17 protein-coding genes and 1 tRNA gene are annotated in these 25,101 nt (G+C 72.0%); 10 read left to right on the top strand and 8 right to left on the bottom strand.

Annotation, left to right across the window (positions count from 1 at the left end):
• Window positions 1–25 precede the first annotated feature (25 nt).
• Window positions 26–3,322 carry an ATP-dependent helicase gene (locus ACNYC2_RS23410; RefSeq protein WP_419704085.1) on the top strand — a complete coding sequence of 1,099 codons (3,297 nt, stop codon included), beginning with the start codon at window positions 26–28 and terminating at the stop codon, window positions 3,320–3,322.
• Window positions 3,319–6,762, top strand: coding sequence for a UvrD-helicase domain-containing protein (locus tag ACNYC2_RS23405; protein ID WP_419704084.1), 3,444 nt, complete (start codon window positions 3,319–3,321; stop codon window positions 6,760–6,762). Before ACNYC2_RS23410 ends, ACNYC2_RS23405 begins: the two co-directional genes overlap by 4 nt.
• Window positions 6,763–6,778: 16 nt before the next feature.
• On the opposite strand, the gene ACNYC2_RS23400 is transcribed toward ACNYC2_RS23405, so the two are convergent.
• The 3 genes from ACNYC2_RS23400 to ACNYC2_RS23390 all read right to left on the bottom strand — a co-directional run bounded on the left by ACNYC2_RS23400 (window position 6,779) and on the right by ACNYC2_RS23390 (window position 9,068).
• On the bottom strand, window positions 6,779–7,699 hold the full coding sequence (locus ACNYC2_RS23400; protein ID WP_377139029.1) for a phosphotransferase: 921 nt from the start codon (window positions 7,697–7,699) through the stop codon (window positions 6,779–6,781).
• A gap of 98 nt (window positions 7,700–7,797) precedes the next feature.
• A complete protein-coding gene (locus ACNYC2_RS23395; RefSeq protein ID WP_419704083.1) occupies window positions 7,798–8,739 on the bottom strand; it encodes an HAAS signaling domain-containing protein in 942 nt (313 codons plus the stop codon).
• Complete coding sequence (locus ACNYC2_RS23390; protein ID WP_419704082.1) at window positions 8,736–9,068, bottom strand: PadR family transcriptional regulator; 333 nt, start codon at window positions 9,066–9,068, stop codon at window positions 8,736–8,738. The genes ACNYC2_RS23395 and ACNYC2_RS23390 overlap by 4 nt, the downstream gene beginning before the upstream one ends.
• Window positions 9,069–9,228: 160 nt before the next feature.
• On the opposite strand from ACNYC2_RS23390, the gene nudC reads away from it, so the two are divergent.
• Window positions 9,229–10,152, top strand: a complete 924-nt coding sequence (gene nudC, locus ACNYC2_RS23385; protein ID WP_419704081.1) for an NAD(+) diphosphatase — start codon at window positions 9,229–9,231, stop codon at window positions 10,150–10,152.
• Window positions 10,153–10,159: 7 nt separating this feature from the next.
• Here nudC and ACNYC2_RS23380 read toward each other — a convergent pair whose 3' ends face one another.
• A complete protein-coding gene (locus tag ACNYC2_RS23380) occupies window positions 10,160–10,441 on the bottom strand; it encodes a mycoredoxin (protein WP_419704080.1) in 282 nt (93 codons plus the stop codon).
• An 88-nt stretch (window positions 10,442–10,529) separates the two neighbouring features.
• On the opposite strand from ACNYC2_RS23380, the gene ACNYC2_RS23375 reads away from it, so the two are divergent.
• Both ACNYC2_RS23375 and ACNYC2_RS23370 read left to right on the top strand, forming a co-directional pair.
• Window positions 10,530–12,545, top strand: a complete 2,016-nt coding sequence (locus tag ACNYC2_RS23375) for an ATP-dependent helicase (protein WP_419704079.1) — start codon at window positions 10,530–10,532, stop codon at window positions 12,543–12,545.
• Between the two features lie 570 nt (window positions 12,546–13,115).
• The gene (locus ACNYC2_RS23370; protein ID WP_116673785.1) at window positions 13,116–13,481 is read left to right on the top strand and encodes a WhiB family transcriptional regulator; all 366 of its coding nucleotides are present in this window, start codon (window positions 13,116–13,118) and stop codon (window positions 13,479–13,481) included.
• Between the two features lie 102 nt (window positions 13,482–13,583).
• On the opposite strand, the gene ACNYC2_RS23365 is transcribed toward ACNYC2_RS23370, so the two are convergent.
• A complete protein-coding gene (locus ACNYC2_RS23365) occupies window positions 13,584–14,639 on the bottom strand; it encodes a ThiF family adenylyltransferase (protein ID WP_419704078.1) in 1,056 nt (351 codons plus the stop codon).
• A gap of 152 nt (window positions 14,640–14,791) precedes the next feature.
• Here ACNYC2_RS23365 and ACNYC2_RS23360 point away from each other — a divergent pair, with 152 nt between their 5' ends.
• Window positions 14,792–16,180: a zinc-dependent metalloprotease gene (locus tag ACNYC2_RS23360; RefSeq protein ID WP_419704077.1), complete on the top strand. Its 1,389-nt coding sequence runs from the start codon at window positions 14,792–14,794 to the stop codon at window positions 16,178–16,180.
• Between the two features lie 65 nt (window positions 16,181–16,245).
• Here the strand turns inward: ACNYC2_RS23360 and ACNYC2_RS23355 are convergent, their stop codons facing one another.
• Window positions 16,246–16,788, bottom strand: coding sequence for a M48 family metallopeptidase (locus tag ACNYC2_RS23355; RefSeq protein WP_419704076.1), 543 nt, complete (start codon window positions 16,786–16,788; stop codon window positions 16,246–16,248).
• A 196-nt stretch (window positions 16,789–16,984) separates the two neighbouring features.
• Between ACNYC2_RS23355 and ACNYC2_RS23350 the strand changes: the two genes are divergently transcribed.
• Window positions 16,985–18,085 carry a PDZ domain-containing protein gene (locus ACNYC2_RS23350; RefSeq protein WP_419707892.1) on the top strand — a complete coding sequence of 367 codons (1,101 nt, stop codon included), beginning with the start codon at window positions 16,985–16,987 and terminating at the stop codon, window positions 18,083–18,085.
• 134 nt (window positions 18,086–18,219) lie between these two features.
• On the top strand, window positions 18,220–21,240 hold the full coding sequence (locus ACNYC2_RS23345) for a UPF0182 family protein (protein ID WP_419704075.1): 3,021 nt from the start codon (window positions 18,220–18,222) through the stop codon (window positions 21,238–21,240).
• Window positions 21,241–21,310: 70 nt separating this feature from the next.
• On the opposite strand, the gene ACNYC2_RS23340 is transcribed toward ACNYC2_RS23345, so the two are convergent.
• Window positions 21,311–22,126: a nicotianamine synthase family protein gene (locus ACNYC2_RS23340; RefSeq protein ID WP_419704074.1), complete on the bottom strand. Its 816-nt coding sequence runs from the start codon at window positions 22,124–22,126 to the stop codon at window positions 21,311–21,313.
• 111 nt (window positions 22,127–22,237) lie between these two features.
• Between ACNYC2_RS23340 and ACNYC2_RS23335 the strand changes: the two genes are divergently transcribed.
• A tRNA-Met gene (locus tag ACNYC2_RS23335) sits at window positions 22,238–22,311 on the top strand.
• 149 nt (window positions 22,312–22,460) lie between these two features.
• Here ACNYC2_RS23335 and ACNYC2_RS23330 read toward each other — a convergent pair.
• Complete coding sequence (locus tag ACNYC2_RS23330) at window positions 22,461–23,534, bottom strand: LacI family DNA-binding transcriptional regulator (protein WP_419704073.1); 1,074 nt, start codon at window positions 23,532–23,534, stop codon at window positions 22,461–22,463.
• A 184-nt stretch (window positions 23,535–23,718) separates the two neighbouring features.
• On the opposite strand from ACNYC2_RS23330, the gene ACNYC2_RS23325 reads away from it, so the two are divergent.
• The gene (locus ACNYC2_RS23325) at window positions 23,719–25,095 is read left to right on the top strand and encodes an ABC transporter substrate-binding protein (protein WP_419704072.1); all 1,377 of its coding nucleotides are present in this window, start codon (window positions 23,719–23,721) and stop codon (window positions 25,093–25,095) included.
• Window positions 25,096–25,101 lie beyond the last annotated feature (6 nt).

The raw sequence follows: 25,101 nt of genomic DNA, 5'->3' as shown, positions 1-25,101 counted from the left end.
AGTGGCTCGTGGTTCGATCGTTCGTGTGACACCAACCCCCGCTCTCGCACCTCGGCTGACGCCGCCCGGGCACCGTCCCGACGCGGCAGGACCTGTGCTGGTCGAGGGCGGTGTGCCGCTCGACGACACCCAGACGGCAGCCGTCGAGGCTGCGCTGAGCAACCGGGCGACGCTGGTCCTCGGGGCGCCCGGGTCGGGCAAGACGACCGTCACCTGCGAAGTCGCCGTGCGGGCGCTGGACTCCGGCGTGCAGCCCGAGCGTGTGCTGGTCCTCGCGTCCTCCCGGCGGGCCGCGGCGCGTCTGCGCGACGAGGTAGCGGCCCGGGCCGGGCGCACGGTCGGCGCGCCGATGGTTCGCACGGCGTCGTCAGCCGCGTTCGCGGTGCTGCACAAGCGCGCCGCCGCGCTCGAGCAGCCGACACCGACCCTGGTCTCGGGCCCGGAGCAGGACCTGGTGCTCGCCGAGCTGCTCGCCGGCCACGTGGCGGGAGAAGGGCGGCCGCTGGCGCTGCCCGCCGGTCTGCCCGAGGAGTCGCTCGGCCTGCGTGGACTGCGCCAGGAGCTGCGTGACCTGCTCATGCGGGCCGCCGAGCGAGGGCTCGGCCCGGTCGAGCTGGACGAGATGGGGCGTGCGAACGGCCGCCCCGAGTGGGTGATGGCGGCACAGATCTACGAGGAGTACCTCGACACGATGGCGCTGCGCCTCGGCACGCCCGACGCCGGGCCGCGCTACGACCCCGCCGTGGTCATCGACGAGGCCGCCGAGTCGCTGCGTTCCTGGGAGGACGAGGTGCCGGGCATGGCCCGGCCCACCTGGGACCTGGTGGTGGTCGACGACTACCAGGAGGCGACGGCGGCGACGGTCCGGCTCCTGCGGGTGCTGCACGACGACGGCGCACGGCTGGTCCTGCTGTCCGACCCGGACTCCGCGGTCCAGACGTTCCGTGGTGCCGCGCCGGGGCTCACGGGCCGTGCCGCCGCGCCGGCCGGCCCCGGTCGCGCGTTCGGCGCGTTCGACGCCGAGACGATGGTGCTCGGGACGGTGTGGCGGCAGCTGCCCGAGCTGCGTGCGGTCACCCGCGCGGTGACGAACCGGATCCCGGTGTCGGCAAGTGCCATGCACCGCCGTGCGACGGCGTATGCGCCCACCACCTCGGAGCCACCCGCCGGACCCGTGTCGTCCGTCCAGGTGGCGGTGCTCCCGGGTGCGGCACAGGAGGCTGCCTGGATCGCCCGTGAGCTGCGGGCCGAGCACCTGCTGCGCGGCACGCCCTGGGAACGGATGGCGGTGATCGCCCGCAGCGGTACGCGGCTGGCGGCACTGCGGCGCGAGCTGGTCTCGGCGTCGGTGCCGGTCGCGCTGCTCGGGTCGGACCTCCCGCTGCGGGACGAGCCCGCCGTGGCGCCGCTGCTGGCGGCCGTGAAGACGTGCGCAGGCGCGCCGCGCGGGAGCCTCGAGGCCCTGATCGCCGAGGAGCTCGACGGGAACGAGCCGGTCCTGGACCCCGAGACGGCCGCACACCTGCTCGTCTCGCCGATCGGCGGGCTCGACGCCGTGGCGCTGCGCAGGCTGCGACGTGCGCTGCGGTCGGAGGAGCTGTCGGCGGGCGGGGGCCGCACGTCGGACACCCTGCTGGTCGAGGTCCTGGCGGACCCGGCGCGTGCGGCCCTGCTGCCCACGCAGGTGCGGCGCGGGCCGCTCGCCGTGGCACGGGTGCTGGCCGCCGGGCGCGAGGCCGCGGGGGAGCCGGGCGCCACGGCGCAGACGGTGCTCTGGGCCGTCTGGGCGGCGACCGGTCTGGCCGAGCGGTGGAGTGCCTACGCCCTCGCCGGTGGTCCGGCGGGACTGCGGGCCGACCGCGACCTCGACTCCGTGCTCGCGCTGTTCCGCGCGGCGGAGACCTTCGTGGACCGGATGCCGGGCGCGCCGGTCGCCGCGTTCGTCGACTACCTCGCATCGCAGGACCTTCCGGCCGACTCGCTGGCGGCGTCGGCACAGGGCGCCGGTGCCGTGGAGGCGCTCACGCCGCCGGGGGCCGCCGGGCGCGAGTGGGACGTGGTCGTCGTGGCCGGCGTGCAGGACGGCGTCTGGCCCGACCTGCGGCTGCGCGACTCCCTGCTCGGCTCGCAGGCGCTCGTCGAGCTCATTGCCGGCCGCTCGGAGGACGGCCGGGTGGTCGGCGCGGAGGCTCGGCGCCAGGTCCTCACGGACGAGCTGCGCGCCTTCGCGGTAGCGGTCTCCCGCGCCCGACGGCGTCTCCTGGTCACCGCCGTGGAGGACACGGAGGAAGCACCCAGCGTGTTCTGCGACCTCGTGTCGCCACGGAACGACGGCGGCGACGGGCCGGACCCCCGGCGCGTGCCGGTCGGCCCGCCGCTCGACCTGCGCGGCGTGGTGGCCGCCGCCCGGTCGGAGCTGGTGCGTGCGGCCGCGCTCTCGGTGCCGGGCACCCAGCCCGCTGCCACCCTCCTCGCCGACCTCTCGGCCGCGGGCGTCGCCGAGGCGGACCCGAGCACCTGGTACGGCGTCGCCGGGGTGTCGAGCGAGGTTCCGCTGTGGGGCGCGCAGGACACCGTGAAGGTGTCGCCGTCGAAGGTCGAGACGGTGACCACGTGCGCCCTGCGCTGGGCGCTCGAGGCGGCGGGCGGCACCAAGCCGGACGCCACGCACCAGACCCTCGGCACGCTGCTGCACTCGATAGCGCAGAGCTATCCGAAGGGTTCGCTCACCGAGCTCAAGAAGGAGCTGGACCGGCGCTGGCCGGAGCTCGCGCTGCCCGAGGGCTGGCCGTCGCTGCAGCTCCGCAAACGGGCCGAGCGCATGGTGGAGCGGCTCGCGGACTACCTCGCCGACTCGGGCGAACCGATCCTCGTGGAGGCCGACTTCGACCTGCAGGTGGGGCGCGCCCGGCTGCGCGGCCAGGTCGACCGCGTCGAGGACGCGGGCGAGGGTGCCGTGACGGTGGCCGACCTCAAGACCGGCAAGTCCGCGGCCAGCAAGGACAAGGCGGCGGAGAACCCGCAGCTCGGCGCCTACCAGCTCGCGGTGGAGGAGGGCGCGCTCGACCTGCCCGAGGGCACCGTCAGCAAGGGCGCGAGCCTCGTCTACGTCGGCACCGAGACCGTGTCGGCGAGCGTGCGGAACCAGCCCGCCCTCGTCCCGGACGAGGACGGCAACAGCTGGGCGCGCGACACCGTCGAGGGGGCCGCCGACACGATGGCCGCGGCGAAGTTCGCGGCGAAGAACAACGACCTGTGCGAGGTGTGTCCGGTGCGGCGTTCCTGCCCGCTGCAGCCCGAGGGACGGAAGGTGGTCGAGTGACCAGGCACGAGCCGGAGATCCGGTTGTCCGCGCGCGCGATCGCCCGACTGCTCGGCCGCCACGAGCCCACCGACGAGCAGGTCCGGGTCATCGAGTCGCCCCTGGAACCGGCGCTCGTCGTCGCGGGCGCGGGCTCCGGCAAGACCGAGACCATGGCCGCGCGCGTCGTGTGGCTCATCGCCAACAAGCTGGTCCAGCCCGAGCAGGTGCTCGGACTGACGTTCACGCGCAAGGCCGCGGGCGAGCTCACCCAGCGCGTCCAGACGCGGCTGGCGCAGCTCAACCGGGCGCTCGGCGAGGAGTCGGGCGAGGCGCTCGCCGGCCTGGACCTCGACCGGCCCACCGTCGCCACCTACAACGCCTACGCCGCCTCGCTGGTCGCCGACCACGGTCTGCGCCTCGGCGTCGAGCCGAGCGCCCGCCTGCTCGGCCAGGCCGAGCAGTGGCAGCTCGCCTCCCAGGTGGTCGAGTCCTGGGACGAGGACCTCGGCACCGACAAGGCGGTCAGCACCGTCACCGGCGCCGTCGTGGCCCTGTCCAGCGCGCTGGGCGAGCACCTCGTCGACCCCGCCGACGCCCGCGACCGCCTGACCGAGATGGCGGAACACCTCGAGTCCATCCCGCTCGGACCGAAGCAGAAGAAGCGCACCAAGGACGTCGACAAGCTCATCAGCTCGGTCGCCGAACGGGCTCGGTTCGTGGACCTCGTCGTCGAGTACCGCCGCCGCAAGCGCATCGCCGAGGCGCTCGACTTCGGCGACCAGGTCGCCTTCGCCGCCCAGCTCGCCCGCGAGGTGCCGCTCGTGGGCGCCGCCGAGCGCGCCCGGTTCGAGGTGGTGCTCCTCGACGAGTACCAGGACACGTCCTACGCCCAGGTCGAGCTGCTGTCCGGCCTGTTCGGCGGCGGCCACCCCGTGACCGCCGTCGGCGACCCGCACCAGTCCATCTACGGATGGCGTGGTGCCTCCGCGGCGGGCCTCGCCCGCTTCCCGGGCCGCTTCCAGCGTGACGACGGCGTCCCCGCCGCCGTGCACTACCTGTCCACGTCCTGGCGCAACGACGCCGCGGTGCTCACCGCCGCGAACATCGTGTCGGGCCCGCTGCGCTCGCGGACCGGGGCCGGCACGAACGTCGAGGTGCCCCCGCTCGACCTGCGGCCTGGGGCGGGCGAGGGAGTGGTGTCGGCGCACGTGGCGGCCACGCTGGAGGAGGAGGCAGAGGCGGTCGCCGAGTGGGTGGCCGCACGCTGGCGCTCCGGCGCCCACCCGGACGGGCGGTCGACCGCCGCCGTTCTCTGCCGGGCCCGGGCACAGTTCCCCACCCTCGAGGTGGCGCTGCGCCGCCGCGGCCTCCCGGTGGAGGTGGTCGGCCTCGGTGGCCTGCTGTCCACGCCCGAGGTGGTCGACGTCGTCGCGCTGCTCCAGGCCGCGCACGACCCGTCCCGCGGTGACTCGCTGATGCGCCTCCTGACTGGTCCGCGCCTCAACCTCGGAGCCGCCGACCTCCATGCGCTGGGTTCCTGGGCGGCGGACCTGGCGCGGATGGACGACCCGCGCACGGCCGCGGCGTCCGCGGCCCGGGTGGACGGCGTGGACGGTTCTGACGACGCCGTGGACGACGACCCCCGTGTCGTCGAGGGCGACGTCTCGGACCACCGTTCGATAGTCGACGCGCTCGACGACCTGCCGCCGGCCGGGAAGCCGGCTCGTGACGGCCGGGTGCTGTCCCAGGACGCTCACCTGCGGCTGACCGCGCTGGCCCGGCTGCTGCGGGACCTGCGCGGCCTCACGTACCTGTCGCTGCCCGAGCTCGTGGTCCAGGCCGAGCGCGCGCTCGGCCTCGACGTCGAGGCGGCCACCGCGGCCGCCCTGACGAGCGCAGGCGTCGGTGGAGCGGTGAGCGATCGTGGCCGCGAGCATCTCGACGCGTTCCGGGACGTGGCCGCGTCGTTCGCGCAGTCGTCGGACACGGCGACGCTCGGCGCGTTCCTCGCCTGGCTCGGTGTGGCGGGGGAGAAGGAGCGCGGCCTCGACATGCCTGTGCACGAGCCCGACCCGGACGCCGTCCAGATGATCACCGCGCACGCCGCCAAGGGGCTGGAGTGGGACGCGGTGGCCGTGGCCGGCCTGGCCGACGGCGCCTTCCCGACCTGGGACAGGGGCTCGCGCTCGGGCGAGTCGTCGTCGGGCTGGCTGTCCGACCTGGGCGAGCTGCCCTACCACCTGCGGGGCGACGCGGACGACCTGCCGGACTTCGGCTGGGAGCGCGCCTCCGACACCAAGGACCTCATCGCGCTGCGCGACGAGTTCAAGTACGAGTGCGGCGAGCACCGCCTCGCCGAGGAACGCCGGCTGGCGTACGTGGCGTTCACGCGCGCCCGGCGCGAGCTCTTCCTCACTGCCTCGTGGTGGGGTTCGGCGAGCCGCCCGCGCGGCGTCTCCCCGTTCCTCGCGGAGCTGGCGGACGCGGGTCTGGTCAACACCGACCTGTGGGCCCCCATGCCGGCCCCGGACGCCGAGAACCCACGCAACGCCGAGGAGCTGACGGCGGTCTGGCCCGCTCCGGACGGAGGACAGGACCAGGCCGGGACGGCGCCGGACACGGCCGGAGGCCAGCTGCTGACCGCCCGGGGCGTGCTGCGCGCGACCGCCGAGCTCGTGGACGAGGCCGCGGAGGAGCGCCTCGTCGCACTGGCCGCCATGCGCCTGCCCACCGATGCGCTCACCGCGCCGCGGGGCGCCGTCACCGACGCCGCAGGCCATGACCTGGTCGATCTCGCCCGCATGCTCCTCGCCGAGCGGGACCGGCACGCCGACCAGGAGATCGCCTTCCCGGCACATGTCTCGGCGTCCGGGCTGGTACGGCTCGCCGCGGACCGCGAGGCGTTCGCCCTCCAGCTCCGCCGCCCGGTGCCGGTGCAGCCGACGGTGCACGCCCGCCGGGGTACCCGGTTCCACGAGTGGGTGGAGCAGTTCTTCACGTCGGCCACGCTGCTCGACGTCGACGACCTGCCCAGCGCCGAGGACGACGACCTCCCGGAGGACACCGACCTCGACAAGCTGCGCGACACGTTCCTCGGCTCGGAGTGGTCGGCTCGCACGCCTGTCGCCGTGGAGGTCGACGTCGAGACGCCGGTGGCCGGCGTCATGCTGCGCTGCCGCATGGACGCCGTCTTCCGGGACCCGGCAGCCGGACCGGGCACAGGATCGGACGCAGTGGTGGTCGTGGACTGGAAGACCGGCCGCGAGCCGCTCGACGCCGCGGCGCGAAGCGCCCGCGAGGTGCAGCTCGCGGTGTACCGCCTGGCGTGGTCACGCTGGACGGGGCTGCCGCTGGAGCAGGTGAGCGCCGCGTTCTACTACGTCGGCTCGGACACGACGGTCCGGCCGGAGCGCCTGCTCGACGAGACGGAGCTGGAGGCGCTCATCCGCGGCGAGTGACTACGGCGGCGAGTGGCTACGCGCCCTCTTCGAGCGTCGCCTCGTCCAGGTCCTCCAGCATCGAGGTCGCGTCCTCGACCACCTCGGGCAGCCGGTGCCGCACGCCGTGCAGCAGCCACCGCGCGAGCGCCAGCTCACCCACGAGCATCGCGCGCTCGGCCAGGCGGGAGTCGCTCAGCTCGGTGCGGCGCAGCTGGTACGCCTCCATGATCGAGTCGACCGCTTCGAGCGGAGCCGCCGCGATGAGCCACGCGAGGTCGTCGGCGGGGTCGGCCACACGGGCCTCCGCCCAGCCCGAGATCGCGACGACCCGCTGCCGGTCCACGAGCAGCTGGTCGGGCGCCAGGTCGCCGTGCGCGACGACCGGCTTGAACTTCCAGAGGGAGACGTCCTCGAGCGCCGCCTCCCAGCGCCGCAGCAGGGTGGGCGGGATCCGGCCGGTCCGCGCGGCCTCGTCCACCTCGGTGAGCCGACGCTCGCGGTACTCGGACGCGGTGTAGCTGGGCAGGCCGCAGGTCTCCACGACCGACGTCGGCAGCTCGTGGATCGCGGCGATCGCCCGGCCCAGGTCTGCCGCCAGGCCGGGGCCCGGCTCCAGCGCCTCGACGTCGAGGGTGCTGCCGATGATCCGCCGGTGCACGACGGCCCGGCCGCCCTCCGGCAGCAGCGCGTAACCCGCGACCTGCGGCACGACGAACGGGAGCACGCCCGTGTCGATGTACAGGCGAAGGGCGTCCAGCAGCTCGATCTCGGCCTCGAGCGCCGCGCCGGCCACGGTGCTGCGTGGCGCGCGGACCACCCACTCCTGGTCGTCCTGCCCCGTGACGACCGCGACGTCGTAGTCGCCCGCGAGCTCGCCGACGCGCACCGACTGGGCGTCGAGTCCAGGTACGGCGGCGGTGGAGAGGGCGGCGAGAGCGAGGGGCGTGCGGGACACGTGCTCAACCGTATTGCAGTGTTCGCGTGCCATGGCACAGCGCGGTGGTGTGTCCCCGCTCCAACGGGGACACACCACCCTTCTGGGCCCGGCGGGTGCTACGCCCGCGCGGGCGTCCGCGGTCGGGCGTGCACGAGGGCCTGGCTCGCGCCGAGGGTGATGAACAACCCGCCTGCCCACCAGACGGCAGAGGTGAGCATTCCCGGATAGAGCGCGGAGCTCACCAGCGCGGCGACGCCGAGCAGGGCCAGAACGACGCCGGCCCAGGGCTTGCCGAGGGCCATCAGCACGCCGAGAACGGCGATCGCGACGGTGTAGAGGACGTAGTCGAGCTCCAGGCCCCAGCTGCCGACGAGCGCTCCGCCGATACCAAAGGCCATGGGCAGGAGGGCGAGCACTCCGCCGGTGATGCGCCAGCCGACGGCAGGCGGTCCGTTGCGGGCGATGACCGGTACGACGAGCGCGGCCCACGCGAGCCAGGCCGTGGGGGCGAAGGCCCAGCCCTCGGGGAAGACGAAGCTCACGACCGACAGCATGATCGCCACCGCGGCGGTGAAGAGGGTGCGGGCACGCGCGGAGGCGAAGTTCGGGAGCGCGGCGATCAGCGCAGGGGCCAGATTCAAGAGCACGATCCCGAAGCCGTGCGCCTCGAACTGGGTGTTCGGCACCTGGAGGGAGTTGTCCGGCTGCCAGAAGGAGACGAACATCGCGGCGAAGACCCCGACACCGGTCGCCAGCCACAGCAGGATGCGGCTCATCCGGTCGGTCCGGCCGGGCTCGTGGCCCAGCTCGTCCCGCACCCGTGCGGTGAACTGCGCGGGGTCGCCGAGGCTCTCGGCGGCCTGCTCGGGAGTTCGCCCGGCGTCCTCGGCCTCCGCGAAGTGGGCCCGGACGTCGTCGAGCACCGCTTCGCGCTGTTCAGGGGTGAGCGCGCGCAGGCGCTTGCCCACGTCACGCAGGTAGGCGCCCTCGGTGTTCGCGTTCATCGCGGTCCTCTCGGTCGTCGTGGTGTTCTCGGCGGTTGTCGTGTTCTCAGTCATCGTGATCCCTCCAGCAGTGCGTTGACCTGCGTGGCGACCGACGTCCAGACCTGCGCGAACGCGGCGAGCTGCTTGGTGCCGTCATCGGTGATGGCGTAGTAGCGACGGGGGCGGGCGGTGCCGGACGAGTCCCATCGAGGCTCGACCAGTCCGTTCTCACGCATGCGGGCCAGCAGCGGGTAGAGGCTGCCCTCGCTTGCGATGAGCCCGCGTGCGGTGAGGTCGTCGGCCAGCTCGAGGCCGTACTTCTCACCGCGGGAGAGCAGCGCGAGCACGCAGTACTCGAGCACTCCCTTACGGAGGTTCGTTGCGATGCGCTCTTCGGTCATGTTGAGAACTGTAACCTTGCGTAGCAAGACGTGCAATACAAGTCTTGCAATACAAGTCTTGCGAAACAAGTCTTGCGTGGCAAGATCCGGGTGGGTTCCGGTGGCGGGCGCTCGAGCGGCCGTCGTCCGGGCGCCAGGACGGCCGACTACTGTCGACCCTGTGCCAGCTCTCGACCTCCCGTTCGCGCGTGCCGCCCACTACCGCGCCGCCCACCGCCGCGACGAACCCGGCCTCGTCGGCGACCTCCTCAAGGAGCGCGGCACCCAGGTGCTGGTCGTCCGTGGGAACCGGGTGGCGATGACCGGTCAGGGGGTGGCGCTCTTCGCGCCCGACGACGTCGCGCACCTCGCCGTCGGCCTGCACCTCTTCCTCGGGGAGGCGGACGGCGTGGCCTACCTCGCCGCGGTCCTGGCCGACGCCGAGGCGGAGCCCGGGCTCGACGTCGACTGGGCGGGCCTGCGGGCCCTCGACGAGCCGGACCTGGAGCAGGGGCTCGTCGTCGAGGCCATCGCTCTGGCCCAGTGGCATGCCGTGCACACCCACTGCCCCCGGTGCGGCACACGGACCGAGGTCGTCCAGGGCGGCTGGGTCCAGCACTGCCCGAAGGACGGCACGAACCAGTTCCCGCGCACCGACCCCGCGGTGATCATGGCGGTCACCGACGCCGACGACAGGCTGCTCCTGGCCCGTGGCCCGCAGTGGGGACCGGGCCGGCGGTCGGTGCTGGCCGGCTTCGTGGAGCCGGGCGAGGGGCTCGAGCAGGCAGTGGTGCGCGAGACGATGGAGGAGGTGGGGGTCGTCGTCGACCCCGGGACCGTCGAGTACCGCGGCAGCCAGTCCTGGCCGCTGCCGGCGTCACTCATGCTCGGCTTCCGGGCCCGGGCGACCACGACGCGCCTGGTGCGGCAGGAGGACGAGATCGCCGAGGCGGACTGGTTCACCCGCGCGGAGATGGCCGCCGCGGTGGCCGACGGCGAGCTGGGCCTGCCAGGGCGCGCCTCGATCGCCCGCTCCCTGATCGAGGACTGGTACGGCAGCCGTATAGAAGACCTGCCCGGGGGCGGCTGGCAGGCCGCCAGGTGACCGGGGTCTAGTTCGCCAGCGCCAGCCGGACGTCTGCGAGGCTCGGGTTGGTCGCCGCCGAACCGTCCGGGTAGACCACCGTGGGAACCGTCTGGTTCCCGCCGTTGACCTGCTCCACGTAGGCGGCGGCCTCGGGCTGGTCCTCGATGTCGATGACCGTGTAGCCGATGCCCTCCGAGTCGAGCTGCGTACGCAGCCGACGGCAGTACCCGCACCAGGTGGTCGAGTACATCAGGACCGTGCCGTCCGCCGGGACGGGCGGGTGGTTCGACGTGGCCGTATCGGACATCAGTACTCCTTGTCAGTGGGTGCTGCGAGAATCGCAGACGATGCTCACCCAGACCAACTCCGCTGCCGGTCCGAATCATCCTGGACCGATGAGCCCCGACGACATCCTGACCGCTCTCGACCCCGAGCAGCGCGAGGTGGCGCTCGCGCTCAACGGGCCGGTCATGGTGCTCGCGGGTGCGGGCACGGGCAAGACGCGCGCCATCACCCACCGCATCGCCTACGGGGTGCGCATCGGCGTGTACGCGCCGACCAGCGTGCTGGCGGTGACGTTCACGGCCCGTGCGGCGGGGGAGATGCGCACGCGGCTGCGGGAGCTCGGCGTCCAGGGCGTGCAGGCCCGCACGTTCCACGCCGCGGCGCTGCGGCAGCTCGGGTACTTCTGGCCGCGCGTGGTGGGCGGCGCCCCGCCCCGGCTGGTGGAGCACAAGGCGCAGATCATCGCCGAGGCGGCCCGCCGGCTCGGCCTGAGCGTGGACCGCGTCGCCGTCCGCGACCTGAGCAGCGAGGTCGAGTGGGCGAAGGTCTCGCTCATCACCGCCGACGACTACGAGAAGGCGCTGCTCGCGACCGGCCGGGAGGCGCCGTCGGGCTACGACCCGCAGACGGTGTCGCGCCTCATCACGGCGTACGAGGACGTGAAGACGGAACGCGAGGTCATCGACTTCGAGGACGTGCTCCTCATGCTCGGGGACATGCTGAACAGCCACAAGATCGTGGCGGACGAGGTGCGCTCGCAGTACCGGCGCTTCGTCGTGGACGAGTACCAGGACGTCTCGCCGCTGCAGCAGTTCCTGCTGGACCAGTGGCTCGGCGGGCGCAAGGAGCTGTGCGTCGTGGGTGACCCGTCGCAGACCATCTACTCGTTCACCGGCGCCTCGCCGCGCCACCTCCTGGAGTTCCGGCGGACGTACCCCGAGGCGCAGGAGATCCGGCTCGTGCGTGACTACCGCTCCACGCCGCAGGTGGTGAACCTCGCCAACGAGGTGCTCAAGCGCGCCGGCCGCGGAGGCGGGGCGCACCAGGCGCTGGAGCTCGTCGCGCAGCGCAAGCCGGGCCCGCCGGTCTCCTTCACGGCGTACGACGACGACGAGGCCGAGGCCAAGGGCATTGCCGGCAGGGCGGCCCGCCTGATCCAGTCGGGCGTGAAGCCGAGCGAGATCGCCGTGCTGTACCGGACCAACTCGCAGTCCGAGGCGTTCGAGGCCGCGTTCGCCGACGCCGGGGTGGGTTACCTGGTGCGCGGCGGGCAGCGGTTCTTCCAGCGCAAGGAGGTACGCGACGCGATAGTGCTGCTGCGCGGCGCCGCCCGCTCGGCCGACCCGGAGCTCCCGATGCCGGACCAGGTACGCGACATCCTCGCCACCGCCGGGTGGGCCGATCAGCCGCCCACAGCGCGCGGCGCCGCCCGGGAGCGCTGGGACGCCATGCAGGCGCTCGTCTCGCTCGCGGACGACCTGGCCGCCGCCGCGACCCCCGAGAGCCCCGCGACGGTCGCACTGCTCGTCGCCGAGCTCGACGAGCGCGCCGCGGCGCAGCACGCGCCGACGGTCGAGGGCGTCACGCTCGCCTCGCTGCACGCGGCCAAGGGCCTGGAGTGGGACGCCGTCTTCCTCGCCGGCATGAGCGAGGGGCTGATGCCCATCTCGCTGGCGGAGTCCGACGACGCCGTCCACGAGGAGCGCCGGCTGCTGTACGTCGGGATCACCCGCGCGCGCGAGCACCTGGAGGTGTCGTTCGGGCGGGCGCGGAACCCGGGCGGCCGGTCCACGCGCAAGCGCACCAGGTTCCTCGACGGGCTGTGGCCGGAGGAGCCGCGCTCGCCCAGGGCACGCACCACGACGAAGGGCCAGGCCCGGACGCTACTGACCGGCGAGCACGACGTCGCGCTCTTCGACGCCCTGCGCGACTGGCGCCTCGAGGTAGCCCGCGAGACGGACAAGCCCGCCTACACGGTGCTCACCGACGCGACGCTGGCGGCCATCGCGGAGATCCGACCTTCGGCCATAGCCGAACTTGCTCGCGTGGACGGGATAGGTCCGGCGAAGATCGACAGGTACGGCGCCACGATCCTCGCGATAGTGGCGAGCGCGCCGAGCACCTGAGCGGCCCGTCGTGGTCTCTCGGGTGGTCCGGCGAGGGGAACTTTCGAGTGGTTCGGAGGCTCCGGAATGGCTGCAGAGTGGGCCGTTCCGGGACCGGCGAAAAACTTCTCAAGAAAGTTTGGAAAAAGAGTTGGCTCGCCCCGGTGCCCCGGCATAGTGTTCACATGTCCCTGACGGCAGTGGGTGAGACCTTAAGGTCTGGCCCGGATTCGAGTGAGGAGGTGGGTGTCTTGGAGATGAACATGATTCCGCAGACGGATCTGCACGCGTGCAAGTACGTGCTCGGCAACGAGCCCGTTCAGGCAATCGGCGCAGCTCTGCCTTTCCGCGCGCGCACTCACCGCGGAGGCAACAAGCCGTCCGCTCTCGCACCCGACTCCGCATCTCCAGGAGACTCGCCGGTCTGACGACCGAGTCATCCAGGCCGCGGAGTCCATCTAGGACCCGCGGCCTTAATTCTTGCCCGGAGACCCGGCCCCGCCAGGGCCGGCCGGCCGAGATCTAGCCCGGGGTCCTGTTCCCCCAGACGTTCATCGACGACGTTCTCTTTACAGGACACAGGAGACAACCGTGCGCCTCACTGCGCTCCTCGACACTCTTCCCCAGGGCGGTTCGGGCCCCTGGGACCCACCTCAACACCCCGTCACGAGCGGGATCGGTTCGGACTCGGCGGAGTTCAACCGGCTAATGGACACACTGCTGCCGTGCCGTACCAACGACCCGGAGCTGTGGTTCGCCGAGCACAGCACTCAGGTGGAGCAGGCCAAGGCACTGTGCCGCACCTGCCCCCTGATCGAGGGCTGCCTCGCCGGCGCCCTCGAGCGGAACGAGCCCTGGGGCGTCTGGGGCGGCGAGGTCTTCGTCGACGGCGCCGTTGTCGCCCGCAAGCGTGGCCGGGGACGGCCGCGCAAGTCCGAGAACGTCGCAGCGGCCTGACCGACCGCAGCGTTGAGTGCGTGATATTCGCCCGGCCAACGGCCATTGGTCGGGCGAATATCCCGCACTCAACGCTAGGAGTCAGGACGTAAGGCGTCCGGCTCAAACAGGCAGGACCACGCACCCGCAGCGCGGGTGCGGCTCCGCCGGCCGGACGCGGGGGAGCCCCGCCGGGAGCGAGATCTCCAGGCATGCACCGACGGCCGCGGGCCGGTGTCCGTCCAGCTGGGCGAGCACCTGGCCCGCGGCCGTCGCCGCTGCCACCGCGGCGAGCGTCGCCTCCTGCGTCGGCTCCGCCACCTCGCGCAGCTGGGTGGCCAGCGCGGGCCACTCCCGGTCGGCGTCGGCGCGGGCCAGGTCCACGCACGCCACGCACGCCGACCGGCCGGGCCGGACGAACGGCCCGACCACCACGTCCGCCTCCCGTACCACCACCGGCAGGTGCGGTACCCCGAGGCCGAGCAGCCGCTGGTACCGCGCCGGGTGCGCGGCGTGCGGCTCGGTGACGACCACCACGTCGAGGGTCGTCGGGTCGAGCCCTGTCCCGCCCGTCCTGGTGTCGTCGACCCGCACCGTCGTCCGCGGGGAGCGTTCCGCCAGCAGGGACCGGACGGCGTCGTCCCGCGCCTGCCCGACGTCGACCGTCCGCAGGCCGCCCAGGCCGACGTCGGTGACCTGCACCGGCAGCGGGTCGTGCAGCAGCAGCCCGCCGACGCCCGCCGTCGCCAGGTGCAGCGCCACCGCCGTGCCCAGCCGCCCGAGCCCGACCACGCCGACCACCCGCCGTGCGCGGTCGGCCAGGGTCGCGAGCCCCGCGCCGTCGGGCCGCAGCATGCCGAGCACCGTCGCGTCCGCGGCGCCGTCCGCCGGAGCCGTCACCGCGCCGACGGCCGCCGGCACCGGGACCAGCACGCCCGCCCGGAACAGGGCGGTCATGATCTCGTCGCGCCGCTCGGCGGGAACACCGCACCGCGCGGCCGACTGCTCGACGGTCACGTGCCGCCGCTCGGCGATCTCCTCCAGCCACGTCTCCTCGGCGGGCGTGAGCCCGCTCAGCACGAACGACCAGCGCGGGTCCGAACCGCACTGCACCTGGCCGCCGCCGCGACTGAGCACCGGTGTGCCTGGCCGCAGGCGGAGCAGGGAAGGGGGCTTCATGGCGACAACCATGCACGACGGCGTCGCGCGTCCCCGACCCTCGTCCACAGTTCCAGAGGTATATCCAAAGCAGCGCCCGGGCCGGAAGTTCCCGTGTGCGCCCAGAGCCAAATGGACGGCGCAGAGCTTGCCGACCCGGTTACGGTGACCCTATGAGCGACCAGCACCAGCCCGGCGATACCCCCCAGTCGTGGGAGGAGATGCTGCGCTCGATGCTCGGCGACGGCGCAGACGAAGTGATGGCCGAGATGCGCGAGCGCGGCATCGACCCGACCGCGCTCGGCGGACCACCCGACCCCGTGATGATGCAGTACGCGCTGGCCCAGGTGCAGAAGATGCTCTCGGCCGAGGGCGCCGGACCGGTCAACGCCGACGTCGCGCACGACGTCGCGCGGCAGGTCGCCGTCAGCAAGGGCGACCCGTCCCTGACGGGCAAGCAGGCCAAGGAGGCCACGGACGCGCTCACGGTGGCCGAGCTCTGGCTCGACGCCGTCACCGACCTGCCGCCCGCCGGCGGGAAGCGGCACGCGTGGAACCGGTCCGAGTGGGTCGAGGCGACGCTGCCCGTGTGGAACGAGCTGGCGGCGCCCGTCGCCTCGTCCGTCTCGGAGGCGCTGGCCACGGTGCTGCGCGACCAGCTCCCCGAGGGGATCGACGACGGCGAGGCGATCCCCGGAATGCCCGCCGGTGTCCTGCACGGGCTCGGCGGTTCCATCGACCCGACCCAGATGATGCGCCGGCTCGGCTCGGCGGTGTTCGGCATGCAGGTCGGCCAGGCCGCCGGCACGCTCTCGCAGGAGGTGTTCGGCGCCACCGACGTCGGCCTGCCGCTGCTCGACAGCTCCGACACCGTGCTGCTGCCCACCAACGTCGCCGCGTTCGCCGACGGTCTGGACGCCCCGCTGGAGGAGGTCCGGCAGTTCCTCGCCGTCCGCGAGGCCGCGCACGCCCGGCTGTTCACGCATGTCCCGTGGCTCCGGTCGCACCTGCTGTCGATCGTGGAGCGCTACGCGCGCGGCATCACCATCGACCTCGACGCGCTCGAGGCGCAGGTCCGCGACATCGACCTGGCCGACTCCGACGCCCTGCGCAGCGCCCTGTCCGGCGGTGTGTTCGGGCTGCAGAACACGGACGAGCAGAAGGCCGTGCTGCTGAACCTGGAGACCACGCTCGCCCTGGTGGAGGGCTGGGTCGACGAGGTCAGCGCCATCGCCGCCCTGCCGCACCTGCCGCACGCCATCCCGCTGCGCGAGATGATCCGGCGCCGGCGCGCCGCGGGCGGACCGGCCGAGCAGACGTTCTCGACGCTGGTCGGGCTGGAGCTGCGGCCGCGCCGGTCGCGCGACGCGGCGACCCTGTTCGCGATCGTCTCCCGCGCCCAGGGCACGCAGGGGCGCGACGCCGTGTGGGACCACCCCGATCTGCTGCCGGGCACGCAGGACCTCGACGACCCGTCGAGCTACCTCGTGCGCCGCGAGGCCGCGGAGAACGAGCACGCCGACGTCGATGCCGCGCTCAAGGAGATCTTCGGCGAGGACTGACTCCGCTGAGTACTGACTCCGCTGAGGACTGACTCAGCTCACCACGCACGGGTCGGACGCTGAGGTCAGTCGTCCTCGTCGTCGGACGTGACGTCCCCCGGGTCGTCCTGCGCGAACGACGCGCCCTCGAGGAACCCGCGCGCCCGGTCCGTCCTGGGGTAGACCTCCAGGATCTTCCAGAACTCCGGGCCGTGGCCCGCGTGCAGCAGGTGCGCCAGCTCGTGGAGCAGCACGTAGTCGAGCACCCAGGACGGCATGCCCTGGAGGCGGGTCGAGATGCGGATGGACCCGTCGAGCAGCGTGCACGACCCCCAGCGCCGGCCCTGGTTCGTCGACCACCGCACGCTCGAGGGCTTGGCCTGGCCGTCGAGATACTTGGCGGAGAGCTCGCCGGCGCGGTCCATCAGTTCTTGGTCGGACGGACGGCGTCGCCGTTCCTTGTCCTCCAGCCGGGCCACCATCTTGGCCACCCACTCACGTTCCTGAGCCCGAGAGAAGCGCGCGGGAATGGCGACGATGGTCCGTCCACCGTCGCGGTATGCGCTCACCGTCGCGGTGCGACGGCGGCTCCGGCGCACCTCCACGGACGTCAGGGCGTCGTGGGCCACGGAACGACCGTAGCGTGTTATCGGCGCGACGTGGGGTATAACACACCGTTCAAGTGGAAAATCTTTGCACGACGGCGTAGGGATTGGCGTAGAGGGACGGCGTGGCGGTCGCATCGTGCGGTCGGGCGCCGCGTCGCCGTCGGGCGGCTTTCACGGAAACCTCAGCCAAGTGAGGAATGATGGTCCGGTGACCGATATGCGCGACCGCCAGCCCGCCCCGCAGCCCGACCCGTCGCCCTTCGACGACGTGCCGGCAGCGGTCGCCCCGATCTCGCGCCGCACGGTGACGCTCGGCGTCTCGCTGCTGGCCACCGCGGTCCTCGCGGCGGTGGCGCTGGTGGTGCCGACGCCGTACGCGATGCGCTCGCCGGGGCCCACCGAGGACACGCTGCAGCGCAACCTGATCCAGATCGAGGGCGCCCGTACGTACGAGTCGACGGGCGAGCTCCGCCTCACGACGGTCTCCGTGCTGGGCGGGCCGGGTTATCCGATGCTGTCCGGCCAGGTGATCCAGGGCTGGCTGGACCCGAAGCGCTCGGTGCTGCCGGTGGAGGCGATCTTCCCCGAGGCGACCACCCAGGAGCAGCAGAAGGAGCTCAGCCAGGCGGAGATGGTGTCCTCGCAGGAGTCCGCCACGGCGGCAGCGCTGACCGAGCTCGGCTACGACGTGCCCGCCGTCCTCGACGTGGCAGGGACGGAGCCGGGCTCCGGGGCCGAGGGCAAGCTCTCCGAGGGCGACGTGATCGTCGAGTTCCAGGGTGAGCCCGTCGGCACCTATGCCGACCTCATCGACGGGCTCGCCGAGACGAACCCGGGGGACGACGTGACGCTCGGCGTCCAGCGGGGCGAGCGCACGACGGACGTCGACATCACGACGTCGGGCAACGGCGAGCGGGCGGTCCTCGGCGTCTTCATCGACCCGCAGTACGACTTCCCCGTGGACGTCTCCATCGAGATCGAGAACATCGGCGGGCCCAGCGCGGGCACCATGTTCGCGCTCGGCATCATCGACAAGCTGACCGCCGAGGACGAGGCGAACGGAAAGGTGATCGCCGGCACCGGGACGATGAGCCCCGAGGGCACGGTCGGCCCCATCGGGGGCATCGAGCAGAAGCTGTACGGGGCGGTCCGCGACGGCGCCGAGTGGTTCCTCGCGCCGGCGGACAACTGCGCCCAGGTGGTCGGCAACGTGCCCGCCGGGCTGAACGTCGTGAAGGTGGCCACGCTGGCCGAGGCACGCAACGCCGTCGAGCAGATCGGACGGGGCGAGAGCAGCGACCTCCCGACGTGTTCCTGACCTCCCGGTGCAGATGTTGACCGTGTGTTGCACATCTGGAGGATGTGGGAACCTTGTGCTGGGAACCTTGAGCAGAGCCCGGCCGTTCCACCTGGGTACGGCCCAACCATTTGATGACGTGAGGTAACGCAGTCGTGTCCTTCGCCGCAGCACCTCGCCGCCCTTCCGGCGGCGCCCCCCGAGCCCGACGACGCAGTCCGCTGGGGGTGGCGATAGTCGCGGTCGCCGCCGTGATCGCAGCCCTGCTTCTCCTAGCCCAGTTCTGGACCGAGGTGATGTGGTTCGGTCAGCTCGGGTTCTCCCGGGTGATCTGGACCGAGTGGGGCATGCGCGCCGCCCTGTTCGCCGCCGGGTTCCTGCTGATGGCCGGATCCGTGTTCTGGTCGTTCACCGCGGCCTACCGGTCCCGCCCCATCTACGCACCGAGCACCCCCGAGCAGGCGACGCTCGACCAGTACCGTGAGGCGGTCGAGCCGCTGCGCCGGGTCGTCATGGTCGCCGCGCCGGTCCTCGTCGGCTTCTTCGCCGGTGTCGCTGCCTCCGCGCAGTGGCGGACGGTGCTGCTGGCGTTCAACAGCGAGCCCTTCGGCGAGACCGACCCCGAGTTCGGCATGGACCTCGGGTTCTTCGTCTTCCTGCTGCCCGCGCTGCGGTTCACCGTCGGGTTCCTCATCTCGGTGGTGGTGATCGCCGGTATCGCCGGGCTGGTCACGCACTACCTGTACGGGGGCCTGCGGGTCGGACCCGCCGCAGCGGGCGGTCCGCGGACCACCACCGCCGCGCGCGTCCACCTCGCCGTCATCGGCGCGGTCGGTCTGCTCCTGATCGCCGCCAACTACTGGCTGGACCGCTACTCGATCCTGACGAACGCGGGCGACCGGTTCGACGGCGCCTCGTACGCCGACGTGCACGCGGTGATCCCCGCCAAGGGCATCCTCACCGTGGTCGCGATCTTCGTCGCCGCGCTGTTCATCGTCACCGCGTTCCGTGGCGACTGGCGCCTGCCGGCGATCGGCGTCGGCCTCATGGTCGTGTCCGCCATCGCCATCGGCGGCATCTACCCCGCCGTCGTGCAGCGGTTCCAGGTGAACCCGAACGCGCAGGAGCTGGAGGCCGAGTACATCCAGCGCAACATCGACGCGACGCTGACGGCGTTCGACATCGACGACATCGAGAAGGAACAGTACGACGCCACGACGGAGGCGGAGGAGGGTGCGCTGCGTGCGGACGCCGACACCGCGGCCTCGATCCGCCTGCTGGACCCGCAGATCGTGTCGCCGTCGTTCCGGCAGCTGCAGCAGAACAAGCAGTACTACAACTTCAACGACTCGCTGTCCGTGGACCGGTACGAGATCGACGGGGAGTCCCGCGACACCGTGATCGCGGTGCGCGAGCTGAACCTCGACGGCCTCGGCCAGGACCAGCGCAACTGGGTCAACGACCACACCGTGTACACGCACGGCTACGGCGTCGTCGCCGCGTACGGCAACCAGCCCGGCCCCGACGGCCGTCCGGCGTTCTTCGAGGGTGGCATCCCGTCGCAGGGTGCGATCACCGACATGGAGGGCGAGTACGAGCCGCGCATCTACTTCAGCCCCAGCACCGAGACGTACTCCGTCGTCGGCGCGCCCGAGGGGACGAAGCCCTGGGAGCTCGACTACCAGGCGGACGACGCCGAGGACGGCGGTCAGGTCAACACGACGTTCACCGGCGACGCCGGGCCCGACGTCGGCTCCTTCGGGAGCAAGCTGCTCTACGCGCTGAAGTTCGGCGAGGAGCAGCTCCTGTTCTCCGACCGCGTGACGAGCGAGTCGCAGATCCTCTACGACCGTGACCCGCAGCAGCGCGTCAGCAAGGTCGCCCCGTGGCTCACCCTCGACAACCGGGTGTACCCGGCGGTCGTGGACGGCCGCGTGAAGTGGATAGTCGACGCGTACACGACCAGCGACGCCGTCCCCTACTCCACGTCGACGCCGCTCGACGAGGCCGTCGCGGACACGCTCACCACCGCCTCCGGCGCTCCGGTCGAGCTGCCGGAGGAGGTCAACTACATCCGTAACTCGGTGAAGGCCACGGTCGACGCCTACGACGGTTCGGTCGACCTGTACGCCTGGGACGCCGAGGACCCGGTCCTGAAGGCCTGGACCAACGTCTTCCCGGGTTCGGTCAAGCCGCTGTCGGACATCTCCGCCGACCTGATGAGCCACGTGCGCTACCCCGAGGACCTGTTCAAGGTGCAGCGCACCCTCCTCAGCCAGTACCACGTGACGGACTCCGCCGAGTTCTTCTCGGGCCAGGACTTCTGGAACAACCCGGCCGACCCGGTGTCGGACGCGGCCACCGCGCCGCTGCAGCCGCCGTACTACCTGACGCTGAAGATGCCTGGGCAGGAGGAGTCGTCGTTCTCCCTGACGTCCACCTTCATCCCGGGCGGTAACACGGACCGTGAGGTGCTCACCGGGTTCCTCGCCGTGGACGCCGATGCGGGGACCGAGGAAGGCAAGAAGGCAGAGGACTACGGGAAGCTCCGTCTGCTGGAGCTGCCACGAGACACGACGGTGCCCGGCCCCGGCCAGGTGCAGAACAACTTCGACTCGAACCCGACGATCTCCGAGCAGCTCAACATCCTGCAGATCGGCGCGTCCACGGTGCGGCGTGGTAACCAGCTGACCCTGCCGGTCGGTGGCGGTCTGCTGTACGTGCAGCCCGTGTACATCCAGTCGACCGGTGGCACGCAGTTCCCGCTGCTGCGCAAGGTGCTCGTCGCCTTCGGTGACGACATCGGGTTCGCCGACACGCTCGACGAGGCGCTGGACCAGGTGTTCGGCGGTGACTCGGGTGCCGAGGCGGGCGACGCGGGTACGGCCGAGGACGAGGCGCCCACCGCACCGCCGACGGGTGAGGGCGAACCGGGTACGGATCCGACGTCCGAGCCGTCGGGCGAGCCGAGCAGCGAACCCACCGGCGGCGCCGGTACGGGTGGCTCCGGGTCGGACCTGGACGCCGCACTGCAGGAGGCGGCCGACGCCATGGCTGACGCCAACGCCGCCCAGCGCGACGGTGACTGGACCGCCTACGGCGAGGCGCAGGACCGCCTGCAGCAGGCGCTTGAGGACGCGATAGCGGCCGAGGAGGCGCAGAGCTCGGCGGGCTGACCGCCCCCGCGCTCTGAGCGCACCATGACGAAGGCTCCCCGGTGCTCGCACCGGGGAGCCTTCGTCATGCTCAGCCGAGCCGGCGGGCCACCACCACCGAGTTGACGACGTCGTCGGTGGGATGGACCACCTCCAGCACCTCGAACCCGGGCATGGCACGCAGGTCCACCGGCGGGTAGAGGAGGGTACGCAGGCCGCGCGCGCTCCGTGCGAGCAGCAGGGTGCCGGGCCGCATCGAGCCGGCCATCCGCGCGAGGATCTCCGCCTTGGCCGACGGCGTCTCCCCGACCAGCGCGGCGAGCACCACCGCGTCGTGCGCCGCGAGGTCGACGTCGGCGGCGTCGGCCTGCTCGAACCGGACCCGCGGGGTACCGATCCGCGTGGTGACCCGTCGGGCGAGGGCGACAGCGACCGGGTCGCGGTCCAGGCCGACGACGGCGCAGCCGAGCGCGTCGGCGTACCCCACGGTGCTCAGGGGGAGCGGCCCGCAGCCGACCACGGCGACGGACGCCGGTGCGCCGCCCGAGTGGGTCAGCAGGCGTACCTCGAGGGCGGTGAGCCGGTGATAGTTGTCGAGATACGGGAACTCGCTCAGCGCGGACGCCGGGTCGGGCGCCGTCGCGATGTGCTCCGCCCAGGTGTGCTCGAGCGCGGTCTCGCCGCGCGCCGAGAGGTCGCGGACGACGTTCTTGCGATCCTTGATCTCCGGGTGCGCGAGGATCTCGAGGGCCTGACGGTCGGGCGCCGCGAGGACCGTCTGCACCAGCTCGCCGAAGAGCGCGTTGGTGCGGGGGTCCGGTCGCAGGTGGGGGAGTGCGGCAAGCTGGTCGGTGAGACGGACGATCCGGTCCGCGGTCAGGGTGGTGGCGCTCAGCTCCGTCGGCATGAGGATGATCGTTCCACGGCCGCATCGGTTCGATCGCTTGTGACCTGCGTCTCTACTGGCCGACCCGGTTTGCACTCAGCCCCGGGGCGTGCGTAAAGTAGGGGTTACCGACGCGGGGTGGAGCAGCTCGGTAGCTCGCTGGGCTCATAACCCAGAGGTCGCAGGTTCAAATCCTGCCCCCGCTACAAAAGAAGGGCCTGATCAGCAGAAATGCTGATCAGGCCCTTCGGCTTTCCCGGGCATGTAGGTCGGGCGAGCATCGTGGTGCCATCGCGCTCGACCTGTCCGCCGCACACCCGACAACCCCGTCGAGGAACCCCGGTCGGGACCTGCCTTACGGGGCAGCCACCCGTGCGGACACGGAACCTCGTGAACGCAGGGGCATGGGCAGGCGGTGGACGAGACCGTCCGGTCCGGACGGTCTCGGGCCTCCGGCGGCCCCGACCGACTCCAGCAGCAGCTCGACGGCTCGTCGTCCCAGCGCGCGATGGGGCAGCGCGAAGGTCGTGAGCCCGGGGCGGAGCCATCCGGCTACGGACGCGTCGTCGAAGGAGACGACGGAGACGTCGTCGGGGATGGTCAGGCCCGCTTCCTGGACTGCCTGATAGGCGCCGAACGCGAGGCGGTCGTTGAAGCACAGGAGGGCTCTCGGGCCGGCGCCGTCGCGCGCGAGGACCTGCTGTGCCGCTTCCCACCCGTGCTGGGGCAGCCATGACGGGTCCTCGTACCCGGAGGCGGGCGCGAGGCCTGCGTTCTCCAGGGCGCTCAGGATGCCGCTGAGCCGCAGGTGCGCGGCGATCGAGACCGGGGGCCAGTCGTCCGGACCGGGACCGGCGCCGATGAGGTGTATCTCGCGGTGGCCTGCGTCCAGAAGGAGCTGTGCGGCCTCGCGACCTGCGCGTTCCTCGTCCGGTAGGACGCTGGGGATCGCAGTGCCAGGAGGCGCCACGAGGTTGAGGAGCACCACGGGTGTGCGGTCGATGTCCTCGGGCAGCGGCCGCGACCGGGTGAACGTCGAGGCGAGGATGATTCCGTCGACCTGCTGGTCGAGCATCGCCTCGACCAGCTTGGCCTCCTCCGCCGGCTTTCCACCCGTCTCGCTGATGAAGAGCATGAACCCCTGTTCGCGGGCTGCCTCGATGGCGCCCTTGATCATGTCTCCGGCGAGGCGTGAGGACGCCACGCTGTCGGACACGAACCCGAGGGTTCGGGTCGTGCCCTTGCGCAGCCCGACCGAGACCGCATTGGGCCGATACCCCAGCTCCTGGGCCACGGCACGCACACGCGTGTGCACGGTCTCGGAGATGCGCAGCTCACGTCCGCGGCCCGTCATGACCAGCGACGCGGTCGACGACGACACGCCCGCAGCCTTGGCGACATCGGCAAGGGTGACTCTCTTGTGCCCCACGGCCCTCCTTCCCTCGCGTGAATCCTAGTCAGGACGTAGCCAGAAGAAGGTAACGCCTGCTTGTTGCCTGCCCCGGCCGACGTACTTGACAGGGATCACCGGAGGGATCCATATTTGCCGTGCTAAGACGGTTTAGCAAGCCTTGGGCGAAGAGGCCCGGGCACCGACCGAAGGGAAGACGACGGTGTCTCATCGACGAGGAACCATCCGCGCACGCCTGACCGCTACGGCTGCTCTGGGCCTGGGCGCCGCGCTCGTGCTCGCGGCCTGCTCGCCACCGGGTGCCGGCACGTCCGACGGACCGGGCGGTCCTGCGACCTCGGCCGCGTCCGGCGGCTCATCGCCTACTTGCGGGACCGAGGACGTGGTCCTCAGCTCCTACATCGAGACGGGCTTCCCGCTGTTCAAGGCGCTCGCCGAGGAGTTCACCGCACAGCACCCGAACGTCACGTTCGACATCCGGGAGGACCAGTTCGCGATCATCACCCAGAACGCGCCGCGGGTGCTGGTCGACGACCCGCCGGACCTCATGCGGCTGCCTCAGATGTCGGAGCTGGCCGGGGACGGGCTCCTGCTCGACCTCGACGGCTACGCGCAGGCGTTCGGCTGGGACCAGTGGCCGTCCTCGCAGCTCGAGCAGATGCGGGTGGATGACGACGGCCGGCGCGGCGACGGGCCGCTCTACGCCATGGGCCTCAACTTCTCCATGACCGGCGTCTTCTACAACAAGAGCCTCGCGGAACAGATCGGGATGGACGAGCCGCCGGCCACGCTCGGCGAGCTCGACGCGGTCCTGCAGGAGGCCAAGGACGCAGGGCTCACCCCGATGGCGCAGTTCAACGGTGGTGCCACCGGTGGTCTCGCGTTCCCGCTCCAGGGACTCATGGCGTCCTACGGCGACCCGGCCGAGATCAACTCCTGGATCTATCAGCAGCCCGAGGCCACGATCGACACCCCCGCCAACCTGGAGGCCGCCGAGCACCTCCAGGGCTGGGTCGACGCGGGCTACTTCGCCGACGACATCAACTCGATGGACTACTCGATGATGATGAGCCGGTTCATCGAGGGGCGCAGCCTGTTCATGTTCAACGGCGACTGGGAGTCCGGGAACCTCGACGAGCAGATGCCGGGCGACGTCGGCTTCTTCCTCATGCCACCCGTCGAGGAGGGCGGCGGCCTCGGCGCGATGTCCGCCCCGCTCACCTACGGCATCTCGGCCCAGGCCGAGCACCCGGACTGTGCGGCGTTCTTCCTCGACTGGATCGCGACGAACGACGAGGCACGCACGATCGCCGTCGAGATCGGCGGGTCGCACCCGATGGGCCCGACCGACGCTTTCATGCCCGAGGTCGACCCCGACACGGTCACCGCCCAGACGCTCGCGGCCGGCGCCGCCGTCGGCGAGAACAACGGCGCGATGGACTTCATCGCGAACGCAACCGGCTCGATCTACGCGAAGAGCTGGACGCCGAACCTGCAGAAGCTGGTCGCGGGCGAACAGGACCCCGCCGGCCTGCTGAGCTCCGTCCAGGCCGACTACGAGAACCAGATCGGGAGCTAGGGCGCC

Source organism: Promicromonospora sp. NFX87, assembly GCF_048564965.1.
In the GTDB taxonomy this organism is placed as follows: Bacteria; Actinomycetota; Actinomycetes; order Actinomycetales; family Cellulomonadaceae; genus Promicromonospora.
This window is presented reverse-complemented; position numbering and strand designations above follow the sequence as displayed.